This window comes from Stakelama sediminis (genome assembly GCF_014199335.1).
Taxonomy (GTDB): domain Bacteria; phylum Pseudomonadota; class Alphaproteobacteria; order Sphingomonadales; family Sphingomonadaceae; genus Sphingomonas; species Sphingomonas sediminis.
In genome coordinates, this window is sequence record NZ_JACIJI010000003.1 from 83,127 (window position 1) to 96,889 (window position 13,763).

17 protein-coding genes are annotated in these 13,763 nt (G+C 62.8%); 9 read left to right on the forward strand and 8 right to left on the reverse strand.

Annotation, left to right across the window (positions count from 1 at the left end):
• Nucleotides 1-8 precede the first annotated feature (8 nt).
• The 7 genes from FHR23_RS09920 to FHR23_RS09950 form a co-directional block, all read right to left on the reverse strand.
• Nucleotides 9-692 carry a Fe2+-dependent dioxygenase gene (locus FHR23_RS09920; RefSeq protein WP_184003464.1) on the reverse strand — a complete coding sequence of 228 codons (684 nt, stop codon included), beginning with the start codon at nucleotides 690-692 and terminating at the stop codon, nucleotides 9-11.
• Entirely contained in the window at nucleotides 689-1,426 is a 738-nt protein-coding gene (locus tag FHR23_RS09925; protein WP_184003466.1) for a tetratricopeptide repeat protein, read from the reverse strand. The genes FHR23_RS09920 and FHR23_RS09925 overlap by 4 nt, the downstream gene beginning before the upstream one ends.
• Nucleotides 1,426-3,813 (reverse strand): TonB-dependent receptor, encoded by a 2,388-nt coding sequence (locus tag FHR23_RS09930; RefSeq protein WP_184003468.1) that lies wholly within the window; start codon nucleotides 3,811-3,813, stop codon nucleotides 1,426-1,428. The genes FHR23_RS09925 and FHR23_RS09930 overlap by 1 nt, the downstream gene beginning before the upstream one ends.
• A 180-nt stretch (nucleotides 3,814-3,993) precedes the next feature.
• Nucleotides 3,994-4,254 (reverse strand): ribbon-helix-helix domain-containing protein, encoded by a 261-nt coding sequence (locus FHR23_RS09935; RefSeq protein ID WP_184003470.1) that lies wholly within the window; start codon nucleotides 4,252-4,254, stop codon nucleotides 3,994-3,996.
• Nucleotides 4,251-6,080, reverse strand: coding sequence for a cobaltochelatase subunit CobT (gene cobT / locus FHR23_RS09940; protein ID WP_184003472.1), 1,830 nt, complete (start codon nucleotides 6,078-6,080; stop codon nucleotides 4,251-4,253). Before cobT ends, FHR23_RS09935 begins: the two co-directional genes overlap by 4 nt.
• Before the next feature lie 8 nt (nucleotides 6,081-6,088).
• Nucleotides 6,089-7,093 carry a cobaltochelatase subunit CobS gene (gene cobS / locus FHR23_RS09945; protein WP_184003474.1) on the reverse strand — a complete coding sequence of 335 codons (1,005 nt, stop codon included), beginning with the start codon at nucleotides 7,091-7,093 and terminating at the stop codon, nucleotides 6,089-6,091.
• A 103-nt stretch (nucleotides 7,094-7,196) separates the two neighbouring features.
• Nucleotides 7,197-7,889, reverse strand: a complete 693-nt coding sequence (locus FHR23_RS09950; RefSeq protein WP_184003476.1) for a winged helix-turn-helix transcriptional regulator — start codon at nucleotides 7,887-7,889, stop codon at nucleotides 7,197-7,199.
• 69 nt (nucleotides 7,890-7,958) lie between these two features.
• Between FHR23_RS09950 and FHR23_RS09955 the strand changes: the two genes are divergently transcribed.
• Genes FHR23_RS09955 through FHR23_RS09975 form a run of 5 tightly spaced genes read left to right on the forward strand, consistent with a single transcriptional unit; the run spans nucleotide 7,959 to nucleotide 10,288 of the window.
• On the forward strand, nucleotides 7,959-8,387 hold the full coding sequence (locus tag FHR23_RS09955; RefSeq protein ID WP_184003478.1) for a VOC family protein: 429 nt from the start codon (nucleotides 7,959-7,961) through the stop codon (nucleotides 8,385-8,387).
• The gene (locus tag FHR23_RS16460) at nucleotides 8,384-8,611 is read left to right on the forward strand and encodes a thioredoxin domain-containing protein (RefSeq protein WP_221227505.1); all 228 of its coding nucleotides are present in this window, start codon (nucleotides 8,384-8,386) and stop codon (nucleotides 8,609-8,611) included. Before FHR23_RS09955 ends, FHR23_RS16460 begins: the two co-directional genes overlap by 4 nt.
• On the forward strand, nucleotides 8,608-8,967 hold the full coding sequence (locus FHR23_RS09965; protein WP_184003480.1) for a DUF1428 domain-containing protein: 360 nt from the start codon (nucleotides 8,608-8,610) through the stop codon (nucleotides 8,965-8,967). Before FHR23_RS16460 ends, FHR23_RS09965 begins: the two co-directional genes overlap by 4 nt.
• Before the next feature lie 26 nt (nucleotides 8,968-8,993).
• Entirely contained in the window at nucleotides 8,994-9,797 is an 804-nt protein-coding gene (locus tag FHR23_RS09970; RefSeq protein WP_184003482.1) for a VOC family protein, read from the forward strand.
• Nucleotides 9,798-9,799: 2 nt separating this feature from the next.
• Nucleotides 9,800-10,288, forward strand: a complete 489-nt coding sequence (locus FHR23_RS09975) for a VOC family protein (RefSeq protein WP_184003484.1) — start codon at nucleotides 9,800-9,802, stop codon at nucleotides 10,286-10,288.
• A 66-nt stretch (nucleotides 10,289-10,354) separates the two neighbouring features.
• Here the strand turns inward: FHR23_RS09975 and FHR23_RS09980 are convergent, their stop codons facing one another.
• Entirely contained in the window at nucleotides 10,355-10,960 is a 606-nt protein-coding gene (locus FHR23_RS09980) for a DnaJ domain-containing protein (protein ID WP_184003487.1), read from the reverse strand.
• A gap of 35 nt (nucleotides 10,961-10,995) precedes the next feature.
• Here FHR23_RS09980 and FHR23_RS09985 point away from each other — a divergent pair, with 35 nt between their 5' ends.
• Genes FHR23_RS09985 through FHR23_RS10000 form a run of 4 tightly spaced genes read left to right on the forward strand, consistent with a single transcriptional unit; the run spans nucleotide 10,996 to nucleotide 13,758 of the window.
• On the forward strand, nucleotides 10,996-11,283 hold the full coding sequence (locus tag FHR23_RS09985; RefSeq protein ID WP_184003489.1) for a BolA family protein: 288 nt from the start codon (nucleotides 10,996-10,998) through the stop codon (nucleotides 11,281-11,283).
• Nucleotides 11,283-11,987, forward strand: a complete 705-nt coding sequence (locus tag FHR23_RS09990) for a glutathione S-transferase (RefSeq protein WP_184003491.1) — start codon at nucleotides 11,283-11,285, stop codon at nucleotides 11,985-11,987. The genes FHR23_RS09985 and FHR23_RS09990 overlap by 1 nt, the downstream gene beginning before the upstream one ends.
• Entirely contained in the window at nucleotides 11,984-12,880 is an 897-nt protein-coding gene (locus FHR23_RS09995) for a pirin family protein (protein ID WP_184003493.1), read from the forward strand. Before FHR23_RS09990 ends, FHR23_RS09995 begins: the two co-directional genes overlap by 4 nt.
• Complete coding sequence (locus FHR23_RS10000) at nucleotides 12,877-13,758, forward strand: alpha/beta fold hydrolase (protein WP_184003495.1); 882 nt, start codon at nucleotides 12,877-12,879, stop codon at nucleotides 13,756-13,758. Before FHR23_RS09995 ends, FHR23_RS10000 begins: the two co-directional genes overlap by 4 nt.
• Nucleotides 13,759-13,763 lie beyond the last annotated feature (5 nt).

The following is a 13,763-nucleotide window of genomic DNA, read 5'->3' on the forward strand; positions in this document are numbered from 1 at the left end:
CCATGTCCCTATGCGTCCGCCCAGCGGCGCAGCAGATTGTGATAGACGCCGGTCAATTCGATCACCTGCCGATGCTCGCCGCCCAGCTCGGCATTCAGCGCCTGTACCGACCGGTCGAGATCGAACAGAAGACGCCGGGCACCCTCATCGCGCACCATCGACTGAATCCAGAAAAAGCTGGCGACCCGCGCACCGCGCGTTACCGGCTCGACTCGATGCACGCTGGACGCCGGATAGAGGAGCATATGACCCGCGGGCAGCTTCACCCGCTGCTCGCCGAACCGATCCTCGACCACCAGTTCTCCGCCGTCATAGGCGTCCGCGTCTTCCAGAAACAGCGTCGCCGACAGGTCGGACCGGATACGAAAATCGCTGCCGCGTTGAATGCGCACACCGTTATCGACATGCGCGCCGAACGCCTGTCCGCCCGCATAGCGGTTGAACAGCGGCGGATAGACTTTCAGCGGCAAAGCAGCAGCGACGAACAGCGGCGATGCCGCCAGCGCATCGAGCACCATCGCACCGGCTGCACGCGCCGCCTCCCCCCCTTCGGGTAGTTGTTCGTTGACCTTGGCCAGCGCCGATTGCGCACCGGAGGTGGCGTTGCCGTCCACCCACTCCGCCCCGTCGACCAGAGCGCGCAGCCGTTTCAGATGGGCCGCATCCAGCACATCGGGAATCGCCAGCATCATCGCGCTTCCGCTCCTGCCCGAAGGGCATCCACGCCATCGTTGCGCAACGCCGCGAACGGGCAATCGCGCAGCCAGCGTTCGGCCTTTTCGATGAAACGCGCATTGGCGGTGCGTCCGCATGCCGTCAGCCATTGCAGCGCCAGGTCGCCTTGCCCGTCCTCCGCCAGCATCCGGGCATGATTGAACGCGCCGCGAAAATCGCCTCCCTGCGCCGCGCGGGCGTAGCAATCACCGGCCTTCACCCTGTCGCGTTCGACGACCCAGCCGTCTTCGTAAAAGCTGCCGATGAAGTTGATCGCCTTGGCATTGCCCAGCGCGGCGGCCTTTTCGAACCAGCCGAATGCCGCCGCCTTATCCTCGGCCACGCCCTCGCCCATCGTCAGCGCGGTGGCATAATTATACATGCCCCATTCCAGCCCGCGTGTCGCGGCGATGCGAAAACATTCGGCCGCTCGCGCCTTGTTCACCGCCGTGCCCCAGCCGAGATCGTAACAGCGCCCGACCATGTTGAGCGCCATCAGATGCCCCTGCGCCGCCGCGCGCACGAACCATTCGAACCCCGCTGTCGCATCGCGCTCCACCTCGACCCCGTCGAGCAGCATCTGACCGAAGACCGTCTGCGCTTCGGCCACGCCTTCTTCGGCGGCCTGCCGGATCAGCGCGGCCCGACCGGCAGCCGGCTCCGCCAGCCGCCGGTCGAGTTCATCCCGCGAAAGTGCTGCCAGCATCGCCATCAGTAGCGGAAGTTCAGCGTTGCAAAGGCCGACCGGCCGGGCGCGATCGAGGCGTAATGGCTGGCATAGGCCTTGTTGTAATAGCGCTTGTCGGTCAGGTTCTGGACGTTGACGCGCAGGTCGAGATGCTTGTCGATCTTCCAGTCGGCGGTCAGGTCGAAACGCGCATAACCGGGCACCGCACGCGCCAGCCGGTTGGTGATGACCACCGCACCGTCCTCGATCGTGCGCTCGTCGGCATATCCGCCATAGACCCGCGACATATAGATCGCGCCGCCGCCAATCGAGAAGGCGGGCGTCACCTGCCAGGTCGTCCACAGCGTCGCGCTGTGCTCCGGCGTGTTGGGCGACCGTTTGCCGGTGCCTGCCGAGGGGGCATAGAGCGTGACGTCGCCCACCGTCGTCGCGGCAAAACCGCCATCGGTGACGATCGCGTCGAGATAGGTATAGCCGCCGAACACGCTCCAGTCGGGTGTGATCTTACCATTGATGCCGAACTCGATGCCCTGCACCCGCTGCGCACCGATATATTGCACAAAGCCGTCCGGGCCGGTGGTGCGCGAATTTTTCGTTTCGGTGCGGAACAGCGCGAGGCTCAGCCCCAGCCCGCCATGAAACAGGTCGGCCTTCGCACCCACTTCATAGTTGCGCGACGTTTCCACCTTCAAATCGTCAAGGCTTGCGAGATTTTCCCGACGGCTGGCGCCCACCGCATTACCTTCCCGGCCTTCACCCAGCAGGCTTCCCGGCGGGGTCGAGGAGGTGGCGTAGGAGGCGTAAAGACTGGTGTTCTTCGTGGGTTTGAACACCACACCCGCCTGCCAGTTGAAAAAGCTCTCGCTGTAATCGGTCTCGGGACGGAAGCCTTCATCGTTCACCGGCGCGCGGACTCCCGTCCAGTACCAGTCATAGCGTGCGCCCAGATTGACGATCAGCTGCGGAATCACCGTGATGCTGTCGAAACCATAGATCGAACTGGTATGGATTTCGCTGATCGTCGTGGTGTCCGGTCCCTGCCGGGTAATCGGCACCACGTCATCCGACGTGTCCGATGCGTAATTGACCCAGGGATCGTCGGGTGTCGGGTTGAACAGGTCGGTGCAATTATACCGTGCAACCCCCTCCGGCGTGCAGCGAGGATCGTTGGTGACGTTGTAGCGGCCGTTGTCGCCCTTTTCCCATGCAAACTCGGCGCCCGCCGCAAAGCTGTGCTTGAGCGGCCCGGTATGCGCCGTGCCATAAAGGTCCAGCTGGTCGATCAGGCTTTCGGTGGTGTCGAACCGGTTGAGCGCCCGGCGGAACACTTGTCCGGTCGCATAGACATTGCCCTGACTGTCATCGGGCTGCGACCAGATATAGCGCTGATTGGTGTGGTTGTAGCGGACCGTGTTGCGCAGCGTTACCGTGCCGAAATCATGGCTGGCGCGCATCGTCGCCTCGTTGATCAGGGTTCTGCGGAAATCGCGATCCTTCAGTCCGTAAAAGGCGGTGCGCGGCACGGTGCCGGTGCGGCCGTTTTCGGTCGTTACATGATCGGCGGGATAGGTGGTTACATCCGCGCCGGGAATGTTCTTGTTGGTATAGAGATAGGGAATGCCGCCATCGGGCAGTTCGTCGGTGGTGAGGTGGTAATAGGCGACCGTCAGCTTCGTCGGGCTGTCGATGCCCAGCGTGAAGGAGGGTGCCACGCCCCAGCGGCGCTGCCAGACGGCATCGCGCCCGGCGACATCCTGATCATGGCCCATCGCGGTGATACGGAATGCGATATTGTCGCTCAGCCGCGCATTGGCATCCACCGTGATCCGCTTGTAATTATTCGTGCCATAGCTGACCGCTCCGGCGACAAATGTGTCGCGTCGGGGCAGTTTGGAAATGATGTTGATCGACCCGCCGGCATTGCCGCGCCCGCCCAGCGCCGAATCCGATCCGCGCACGATCTGCACCTGTTCGACATCGAACACTTCCCGGCTTTGCGATCCGATCGAGCGCACGCCGTCGACATAGATGCTGCCCTGGCTGTCATAGCCGCGGATAAAGGGCCGGTCGCCAATGGGGTTGCCCCCCTCTGCCGCGCCGAAGGTGATGCCCGGCACCGTGCGCAGCGCCTGTTCCAGCGTCGAGGAGCCGCTTTCCTGAATCACCGTATCGGGCAGCACCGTGATCGAACGCGGTGTATTTTCAATCGAAGCAGTCGCCTTCGGTCCGTCGAGTTCACGCTCGCCATGCACCAGAATATCGGTGCGTCGGTCCTGCGATACCGCGGACAGCCCCGCATCGTCATTCGCGGCATGGGCGGCAGGCGCGGACGCAATGAACCCGACACAGGACAGCGCCAGATAGGCGGGTACGGCGGTGGATCGACTGGTTCGTGCAACGGCGGATGACATGATGGCCCCTTTCGATTTCTGTTATCGAGGGGATCGCTATTGAGAATAATTCGCAGAGTCAACGCTATTGAGAATAATTTTCAATATTGCATTCGGTGCAAGTGGCGATGGCTTTCCCTTCACCGCCTGATGCGGGGGCCGACAGCGCGCGTTTCCCGCGTCGAATGGATGGGTGGGTGGTCAGTCGTCTGCGCGGTTCGCGCGGCGCGCAAACAGCCAGCACCGGATCGCGCTGGCGAGATTGGGCGGATCGTCGGCGGCGATGCGCTGCACATCGATCTGCGCGATCAGCGCGTTCAGCGGCAACGCGCGTTCCGCCGCCGCTTCCTCCAACGCGTGCCAGAAAACCGGCTCCAGGCTGATCGAAGTCTGGTGCCCGGCAATCGTCACCGACCGTTTTACCGGTCCGGCAAAGCCCCCCGGCGGCGCTTCGATCGTCACTGCTCGTCGAACAGCGCGGCAAGCTGTTCGATCAGCGTGCCGGCAAGCTGTTCGGCATCCATGATCGTCACCGCGCGCGAATAATAGCGCGTCACGTCATGGCCGATGCCGATTGCCGACAGTTCGACCGGCGACCGCGCCTCGATCCAGCCGATCACCTGCCGCAAATGGCGCTCCAGATAACTGCCGGAATTGACGCTGAGCGTCGAATCGTCGACCGGCGCACCATCGGAAATCACCATCAGCAGCTTGCGGTCTTCGGGCCGCGCGATCAGCCGGTTATGCGCCCAGAGCAGCGCTTCGCCGTCGATATTTTCCTTCAGCAGCCCTTCGCGCATCATCAGGCCCAGCGACGGCTTGGCACGGCGCCATGGCTCGTCCGCCTGTTTATAGATGATGTGGCGAATATCGTTGAGCCGCCCCGGATTGGCGGGCCGTCCATTGGTCAGCCACTCCTCGCGCGACTGGCCGCCCTTCCATGCGCGGGTGGTGAAGCCCAGCACCTCCACCTTCACGCCCACCCGCTCCAGCGTGCGGGCGAGAATATCGGCGCTGATCGCCGCGATCGAAATCGGCCGCCCGCGCATCGAACCGGAATTGTCGATCAGCAGAGTCACCACCGTATCGCGAAATTCGGTATCGCGCTCGATCTTGTAGCTGAGCGACTGCATCGGATTGACCACCACGCGCGCCAGCCGCGCGGCATCGAGCAACCCTTCCTCCTGATCGAAGTCCCAGCTCCGCGATTGCTGCGCCATCAGGCGACGTTGCAGGCGGTTGGCAAGCTTTGTCACCACGCCCTGCAAATGCGCCATCTGCTGATCGAGATAGGTGCGCAGGCGTTGCAGTTCCTCGGCATCGCACAGTTCACCGGCGGCGATCACCTCGTCGAAACGCGTGGTATAGGGCTTGTATTCGAATTGCGGCGGCAGGTCGGACCAGGGACGATTGGGCCGCACCGGCATCATCCCCTCTTCGCCGTCGTCCCCCGGTTCGCCGTCGCCTTCGTCGCCGGCTTCGGCTTCCGCTTCGGACTCCTCGCCCTCGCCCTGCTGATCGTCGCTTTGCTCGCCGCGCGCGTCCATCTCGCCGTCGCCTTCGCGACCCTCGCTGTCGCCTTCCTCCCCCTCTTCATCGGGCTGATCCTCGGCGCCTTCGTCGTCGCTGCCACCCTCTTCGCTATCGTCGGGCATCAGCTCGCCCTCGGTCAGTTCGAGGTCTTCGAGCATTTGCGAGGTCAGTCTGGCGAATGCCTGCTGGTCGTCCACCGCCATGCTCAGCGCGTCGAGATCCTTGCCCGCCTTCTCCTCGATCCAGTCATGGACCAGCGCCATCGCGGGCAATGCCTCCACCGGCGGCACGCGCCCCGTCAGCCGTTCGCGCACCATCAGGCCGATTGCGGTGGAAAGCGGCACTTCCTCCTTGCTGCGCGCGCGCGTGATCGGGTCGCTGCGCAGCCGCATGGCGAGCGCATGGTCGAGATTGGCGGCAATCCCCTCAAACCCACGCGATCCCAGCGCCTCGACGCGCGCGGTCTCCACCGCATCGAACACCGCGCGCGCCACCGCCTCCTGCGGGGCGCCACGACGATGCATGGCGGCGTCGTGATATTTCAGACGCAGCGCGAAACTGTCGGCAAAGCCGCGCGCTTCGGCCACCTGCTCGGGCGGCAGACTGCGCGCGGGCATCGGCACCTTGATATGCCGTCCCGACTGCACCGGCGCGTCGGCGGTGAAGCCGAGCTCGATCTCCGCCTCGTCCGACAGCGCACGCGCCGCGCCGCCCAGCACCGCCTTGAAGGCATCGAGGGGAGATTTCTCAGCCACCCGCTGGTTCAGGCCTTGCCCACCACGCTTTCGGGCAGATCCTTGCCGAACACGCGCTGATAATATTCGGCGACCAGCGGCCGTTCCGCCTCATCGCATTTGTTGAGGAAGGACAGGCGGAAGGCAAAGCCGACATCGCCGAAAATCAACGCGTTCTGCGCCCAGGTGATGACGGTGCGCGGGCTCATCACCGTCGAGATATCGCCGCCCACAAAGCCCTTGCGGGTCAGGTCGGCGACGCGGATCATCTGCTCGACCACTTCCTTGCCCTCGGGCTTGTCATATTCGCCCGACTTGGCAAGCACGATCTGCGCCTCGGTCGCGGCCGGCAGATAGTTGAGCGTGACGACGATGTTCCAGCGGTCCATCTGTCCCTGGTTGATCTGCTGCGTACCGTGATACAGGCCGCTGGTATCGCCCAGCCCCACCGTGTTCGACGTCGCGAACAGGCGGAACCACGGGTTCGGACGAATCACCCGGTTCTGGTCGAGCAGCGTCAGCTTACCCTCGGTCTCCAGCACGCGCTGGATGACGAACATCACGTCCGGACGGCCCGCATCATATTCGTCGAACACCAGCGCGGTCGGCGTCTGCAGCGCCCAGGGAAGCAGCCCTTCGCGAAACTCGGTAACCTGCTGCCCGTCCTTCAGCACGATCGCGTCGCGGCCGATCAGGTCGATCCGGCTGATATGCGCGTCGAGGTTGATCCGGATGCACGGCCAGTTCAGGCGCGCCGCCACCTGTTCGATATGCGTCGATTTGCCGGTGCCGTGATAGCCCTGAATCATCACCCGGCGGTTATGGGCAAAGCCCGCCAGTACCGCCATCGTCGTATCGGGATCGAAGACATAGGCCGGGTCGAGGTCGGGCACACGCTCATCGGCTTCGCTGAACGCCGGGCATTCCATGTCGAGATCGATCCCGAACACGTCGCGCACCTTGACCATCTTGTCGGGTGCGTCGAGCACCGTGGTTTCACGGCTGTCGGGCTGGGTATTGGGAATGCTGGCCATCACTGTTCCTGTATCTTTTCGCACCGCAAGGCAACGTCCCTCCACTTAAGAAGGTCCGCGTGCGGGGCAAGGGAAAAAGCGGTGACGAAGCGCCGGAGCACCCTCAGCCGATTTTGGGCGGCAGCGCGAAACACCCCAGAAACCGCACGGCAAGCGCCTGATCGCCGGACACCGACAGCATGGTCGCCGCAGCCGCCTGCGACAAGGGCATTCCGCCGTAAATCACGGGCAACAGTGCGGACGGCGCGGTTTCGATCACCGCCTTCGCTTCGGCCGGGTCGCCACGCCGCACCACCAGCTGGCCCTGTTCCACCCAGGCGACGAACCCGTCATCGCCGATACAAAATCCGACCGCGCCGTTCACGCCGTCCGCGCGCCCGGCCACGAACATGGTCTTCATCGACAGCATCAGCGCGGTCGCACTCAGGCTCAGGCTCGGATCGTGCAAGGGCGAGCGCACCGCCCAGCGCGACAGCGCACAGATCGGCCCCTCCGCTTCATAGCCCCAAGGCGTCAGTTCATAGATTTGCGCGGACGCAGGCGGCGGCAATTTGCGTTTCGTCAGCACGCCCGTCTGCTCCAGCCCCGCCAGCCGCTGAGTCAGCACATTGGCGCTGATACCGGGCAGGCTCGCACGCAATCCGGAAAACCGCCTGCCCCCCAGCAGCAATTCGCGCACGATGAGCATCGACCAGCGCTCACCCAGAAATTCGAGCGCGAGTGCCGCGCCGCATGCATCGTCGTACCACCTTTTAGTTAGTATAGAAGACTTATCAGTTTCTTTTTCTGATTTCATAGTTGTTTTTTATAACTACGTGCGTCACGCTTCGCAATATCTTCCGAGTCGTAACCAGGAGAGGGACCGATGGCGAAGGGGATTTTCGTAAACCTGCCAGTACGGGATCTGGCAAAATCGACTGCTTTCTATCAGGCGATCGGATTCCGGAAGAACGACCTTTTTTCGAATGAGCGGGCATCGGCGATGGAATGGTCTGATACCGTGTCGGTGATGCTGCTGACGCACGGTTTCTACAGCGGCTTCACGTCGAAACCGATCGCCGACAGCCATGCGACCAGCGGCGCGCTCTATGCGCTGTCGTTCGACAGTCGCGACGATGTCGACGCCATCACCGAACAGGCGATTGCCGCCGGGGGACGCGAAGCGCATCCGCCGGAGGACGAGGGATTCATGTACAGCCGCGCCTTCGAAGACCCGGACGGCCATGGCTTCGGCCCGTTCTGGATGGACATGGATGGCGCGAAAACCGCGATGCAGACGCAGGGCGTGCCATGAACCGCCCGTTTGTCTTCGCCTTTGACTGGGTGCCCGATTTCGCAAGAACCTATGTTCGCGATTTTCGCATGCGCTGGGCGCTGGAGGAAGCGGGCATCGCCTATGACACGCACCTGATCAGCGTGATGGACCGCCCGGCCTGCCTATCAGACGGCCATTGCCGCGCAGCTTGCCGATTTCAAAGCCGAAGCCCCCGCTCCGGCATGAAGGAGAAGACAGCATGACCTATGTCGACGGGTTCGTGGTTCCCGTGCCCGAAGGGAACCGGGAGGCCTATATCGCCTCCGCGAAAGCTGCCAAACCGATCTTTTTCGAACATGGCGCGCTCCACCATGTCGAATGCTGGAGCACCGACATTCCCAAAGGCGAGCACACCGATTTCTTCAGGGCGGTGCAGGCGAAGGACGGCGAATGCGTCGTCTTTTCCTGGATCACCTGGCCGTCAAAGGAGGTTCGCGACGCCGCGTGGGAAGCAATGATGAGCGACGACCGCATGAAGACCATGGACATGCCCTTTGACGGCAAACGCATGTTCTGGGGCGGTTTTGAAACCGTGTTCGACAGCAAAAGCGACGCCTGAACCAGCGCGATAATAAGGAGGATGCCATGGGAAATCCGCAGGGAAGTTTCATCTGGTACGAACTGCTGACCAGCGATCTGGCGGCAGCGCGCAGCTTTTATCAGGACGTGATGGGCTGGAACATCGCCGAACGCGGCAGCGACCTTTCCGATATGGATTATCGCATGATCGACGCTCCCGACGCCACCGTCGGCGGCGCGATGGAGATTACCGCCGAGATGCGTGAAGGCGGGGCACGTCCGACCTGGCTCGGTTATATCTGCGTAGAGGATGTCGATGCGGTACTGGCGGCAATCGTGGCCGATGGCGGCACGGTCTGGATGCCCGCTAACAGCATTCCCAATGTCGGACGGATCGCGCTCGTCACCGATCCGCAGGGCGCACCCTTCTATATCATGAAGCCCATCCCGCCCGCAGATTCACCCCCCGATGCAACCAGCACCGCGTTCGACCCCGAAAAGACCGGGCACGTCGCATGGAATGAGCTGACGGCGGCGGATCATCAGGCCGTCCTGCCCTTCTATACCCGCCATTTCGGCTGGCAGCCCTGCGGCGCGATGTCGATGGGAGAGATGGGCAACTATCAGTTTATCAAACATGCGGACGTGCGGATCGGCGCAATGATGGACCGGCCGAAGAACGGACCACCGCCGCACTGGAGCTATTACTGGCGCGTGGACGACATCGACGCGGCAACGAAACGCGCCACCGCAGGCGGTGCCACGATCCTGCACGGACCGGCGGAAGTCCCCGGCGGCGATTACATCACCCTCGCCACCGACCCGCAGGGTGCGATATTCGCCATGGTCGGCAAACAATTGGAGGCCTGACCATGGCGAACAAGGCATCCGTTTTCCTGTGGTTTGACAGCGATGCGCTGGAGGCGGCGCAATTCTATGCCGATACCTTTCCCGACAGCGCGGTCGGGAACATCACCCGATCATCGCTCGACGTTCCGGGTGCCCCGGCAGGAAGCGTGCAGGTGGTGGAAATGACGCTGTGCGGCCTGCCCTATATATTGCTCAACGGCGGGCCGCAGGAAGCGCCGAACGACCGCTATTCGTTACAGGTCCACACCGACGATCAGGCAGAGACCGACCGGCTATGGAATGCGCTTACCGGCAATGGCGGCGCAGAAATCGCCTGCGGCTGGTGCAAGGACCGCTGGGGCTATCGCTGGCAGATTACGCCACGGGCCTTGATGACAGCGATAGCCGACCCCGACCGCGAAGCCGCCCGTCGCGCGATGGAAGCGATGATGACGATGACAAAGATCGACATCGCCGCAATCGAGGCGGCCCGACGCGGCCTCGCAGGCTGATCGACGCGCCGGTCGAAAACGTCTGGCGTGTCTGGACCGTGCGAAGCCGAACCCGGCCGGCCATTATCAGGCGAAGGCCGCTGATTCCCTGAGTTGCTGATAGGCGTCGATCACCCGGCGCAGGGCCTGTTCATGGCTGCGGTCGCCGCCGTTACGGTCGGGATGATATTTACGCACCAGTTCGCTGTAGCGGCGGCGCAGTGCGCTGCGATCGGCATCGGTTTTCAGGCCCAGCACCTGCAATGCCTCCCGATCGCGCCCCGACAGCGGTTTGCCGTCACGTCGCGCCGCCTGCACCTTGTCGCGAAAGCGCGCACCGATGGCGTCCAGCGGGTCGGCAAATTCGGTCCAGCGCGGCGGCCGGTCGGCCCCTGTACTGGCAAAGGCGCGGGTTTCACGTTCCCAGCCCGAATAAGGCCGCTGCGCGTCGTGAATCTCGTCAGCGCTCATGCCTGAGAAATAATTATATCCGGCATTGAACTCGCGAATATGGTCAAGACAGAACCAGCGATAGCGGCGTGGCCCTTCGCCGGTTGCCGGTCCATCCAGCGGCGGTGCACGAAACTCTCCCGGCTCGCGGCAATCGGGATGCGCGCACACGCGTCCGTCCGCCTCCACCCGACCGTGAAAACGTGCCTTTGGCCTTTCTTTCCGGTTACTTCCGCGTGCCACGCGACTCCTCGTCAAAAACGCCCTATATAGGCGGGATGAACGACATCGCCACCGGACCCGTCGCCCGCGAAATCGCGGATCGCCTTACCGCCGCCCTTGCGCCCACGCATCTGGAGGTCATTAACGACAGCCGTCATCATGCAGGCCATATGGGCGATGACGGATCGGGCGAATCGCATTTTACCGTCATCGTCGAAAGCCACGCCTTTATCGACACCTCCCGTGTCGATCGACAGCGACTGGTCAATCGGGCGCTTGGCGATCTGATGGAGGACCGAATCCATGCGCTGGCTATCAAGGCACGACCGCCGGAAGCAGACTGATGCCCTATAATCTCTGGTACTGGCCGGGTATCCAGGGGCGCGGCGAGTTCGTCCGCCTGGCGCTCGAAGCGGGCGGCATCGATTATCGCGATTGCGCGCGCGAAACGGGCGCGGAGGCGATGATGCAAAATATGGCAGGCTTCGCGCGCAAGCCCTTTGCGCCGCCCTATCTTGAAATCGACGGCTTCGCGATTGCACAGGTCGCCAACATTCTGATGTATCTGGGCGAACGCCATCACCTTGCACCGTCGAACATGGCGGACCGGCTATGGCTGCATCAGGTTGAACTGACCATCGCCGACATGGTGGCCGAAGCGCATAATGTGCACCATCCGGTCGGCGGCGGGCTGTATTATGACGACCAGAAAGCGGAAGCCGCACGTGCAGCCGAACAGTTTCGCAGCGAACGAATGCCTAAATTTCTGAACCATTTCGAACGTGCCATCACTGCCAATGAAGGCGACTGGCTGATCGATCATCGCTGGACCTATACCGACTGCTCGCTGTTTCAACTGGTCGAAGGGCTGCGCTACATGTTCCCCGAACGGATGCAGACGCTGGAAAAGGACATTCCCAACCTGATCCGCCTTCACGATCTCGTCGCCGACCTGCCGGGAATGAAGGCCTATCTGAACAGCGACCGCAGGCTGGCCTTCAACGAAGAGGGCATCTTCCGCCATTATCACGAACTGGACGCAGCATGACCGACCTTCTTGCCCAGACCATTCAGCCCACCACCCACGATCTGGGCGGGTTCAAGGTGCATCGGACCCTGCCCTCGCGCCCGCGCACGATGGTCGGCCCGTTCGTGTTTTTCGACCAGATGGGGCCGGCACATCTGGAGGCCGGCCACGGCATCGATGTGCGGCCGCATCCGCACATCAACCTTTCGACCGTCACCTATCTGTTCGCAGGCGCGATCGACCATCGCGATTCGCTTGGTACCTTTGCCCGTATCGAGCCGGGTGCGGTCAACCTGATGACCGCCGGGCACGGTATCGTCCATTCCGAACGCTCGCCGGGTGATGAGCGCGCGCACGGTCCCGAACTGTCGGGTATCCAGACCTGGCTGGCCCTTCCCGAAGCCTGCGAGGAAATGGACCCCGCCTTCGAACATGTCGCGGCCAACGACCTGCCGCTGGTGGAACACGCCGGAGCGCAAGCACGTATAATCATGGGTACGCTGTGGGGCGCAAGCGCACCGACAAGCTGTTATGCCGAAACCATCTATGCCGACATCATGCTGGAACCCGGTGCATCGGTGCCGGTCGATGCGGAGGCCGATGAACGCGCGCTCTATGTGGCAATGGGCGCGGCCTCCCTCGATGGGCTGCCGCTGGAACCGCAGACGCTTTATGTCCTGCGCCCCGGCATGGCGGCGACGCTGCGTTCCGAAAAGGGCGGCCGTGTCATGCTTTGCGGTGGCGAAGCCTTTGCCACCCCGCGCCATGTCTGGTGGAATTTCGTATCATCGGATCGCGACCGCATCGAACAGGCAAAGCATGACTGGAAGGAAGGACGCTTCCCCAAAGTACCGGGGGACGATACGGAATGGATTCCCATTCCGGAAATTCCCAAGACGGTAAGCTATCCATGACCGAACATGCCGAACGCATCGCCCTGTCCACCGGCATTACCCTGAATGTCGTGACTGCGGGCGATCCGGCGGCACCCGCGATCCTGTTCCTGCATGGCTTTCCCGAATCGCACCGCACCTGGCGGCATCAGATGGCCGAATTCGCGCGCGATCATTTCGTCGTCGCCCCCGACCAGCGCGGCTATGCCGACTCCGACAAGCCGCAGGACGTCGAGGCATATACGCCCGACAAGCCGGTCGCCGATGCGCTGGCGCTGATGGATCATTTCGGCAAGGACCGCTTCATTCTTGCCGGCCATGACTGGGGCGGCGCAGTGGCGTGGATGGCGGCACTTCTTAATCCCGACCGCGTCGAGCGCCTGATTATCTGCAACGCACCGCATCCCTATATCTTTCAGAAAACGCTGATCGACGACCCCGTCCAGCGCAATGCCAGCCAGTATTTCCGCGCCTTTCGCGATCCGGCGATCGAACGGCATATCGAATCGATCGGCATGGACCAGTTTTTCGACACCAGCTTCGCGCCCTATGTCGATCCGGCAAAGGTGGCGGAAGAAAAGCCGGTCTATCTCGCGCAATGGACGAAGCCGGGCGCGATGACGCCAATGTTCAACTGGTATCGCGCCAGTTCGATTGTCGTGCCCGCACTGGACGAGACACCCGAACGCCCGGCCTTTCTGGACGCCCCCTTCCCGCGGATGCAGATGCCCACACTGGTCATCTGGGGCATGCGCGATACCGCGCTGACGCCGGTGCAGCTTGAAGGGCTGGATTGCTTTGTTCCTGCGCTGACGGTGTGCAAGGTCGATGCAGGACACTTCGTGACCTGGGAAGCGCCGGAGATCGTCAACGGCGCAATCCGGGAGTGGTTAGACTGAGGCCG

Excerpts from the sequence above, each read along its gene's own strand:
- FHR23_RS09975 (WP_184003484.1), top strand. The coding sequence starts at position 9,800 with ATGGCGAACAAGGCATCCGTTTTCCTGTGGTTTGACAGCGATGCGCTG.
- FHR23_RS10000 (WP_184003495.1), top strand. The coding sequence starts at position 12,877 with ATGACCGAACATGCCGAACGCATCGCCCTGTCCACCGGCATTACCCTG.
- FHR23_RS09990 (WP_184003491.1), top strand. The coding sequence starts at position 11,283 with ATGCCCTATAATCTCTGGTACTGGCCGGGTATCCAGGGGCGCGGCGAG.
- FHR23_RS09925 (WP_184003466.1), bottom strand. The coding sequence starts at position 1,426 with ATGGCGATGCTGGCAGCACTTTCGCGGGATGAACTCGACCGGCGGCTG.
- FHR23_RS09955 (WP_184003478.1), top strand. The coding sequence starts at position 7,959 with ATGGCGAAGGGGATTTTCGTAAACCTGCCAGTACGGGATCTGGCAAAA.
- FHR23_RS09985 (WP_184003489.1), top strand. The coding sequence starts at position 10,996 with ATGAACGACATCGCCACCGGACCCGTCGCCCGCGAAATCGCGGATCGC.
- FHR23_RS09970 (WP_184003482.1), top strand. The coding sequence starts at position 8,994 with ATGGGAAATCCGCAGGGAAGTTTCATCTGGTACGAACTGCTGACCAGC.
- FHR23_RS09965 (WP_184003480.1), top strand. The coding sequence starts at position 8,608 with ATGACCTATGTCGACGGGTTCGTGGTTCCCGTGCCCGAAGGGAACCGG.
- FHR23_RS16460 (WP_221227505.1), top strand. The coding sequence starts at position 8,384 with ATGAACCGCCCGTTTGTCTTCGCCTTTGACTGGGTGCCCGATTTCGCA.
- FHR23_RS09950 (WP_184003476.1), bottom strand. The coding sequence starts at position 7,889 with ATGAAATCAGAAAAAGAAACTGATAAGTCTTCTATACTAACTAAAAGG.
- cobS (WP_184003474.1), bottom strand. The coding sequence starts at position 7,093 with ATGGCCAGCATTCCCAATACCCAGCCCGACAGCCGTGAAACCACGGTG.
- FHR23_RS09920 (WP_184003464.1), bottom strand. The coding sequence starts at position 692 with ATGATGCTGGCGATTCCCGATGTGCTGGATGCGGCCCATCTGAAACGG.
- FHR23_RS09995 (WP_184003493.1), top strand. The coding sequence starts at position 11,984 with ATGACCGACCTTCTTGCCCAGACCATTCAGCCCACCACCCACGATCTG.
- FHR23_RS09930 (WP_184003468.1), bottom strand. The coding sequence starts at position 3,813 with ATGTCATCCGCCGTTGCACGAACCAGTCGATCCACCGCCGTACCCGCC.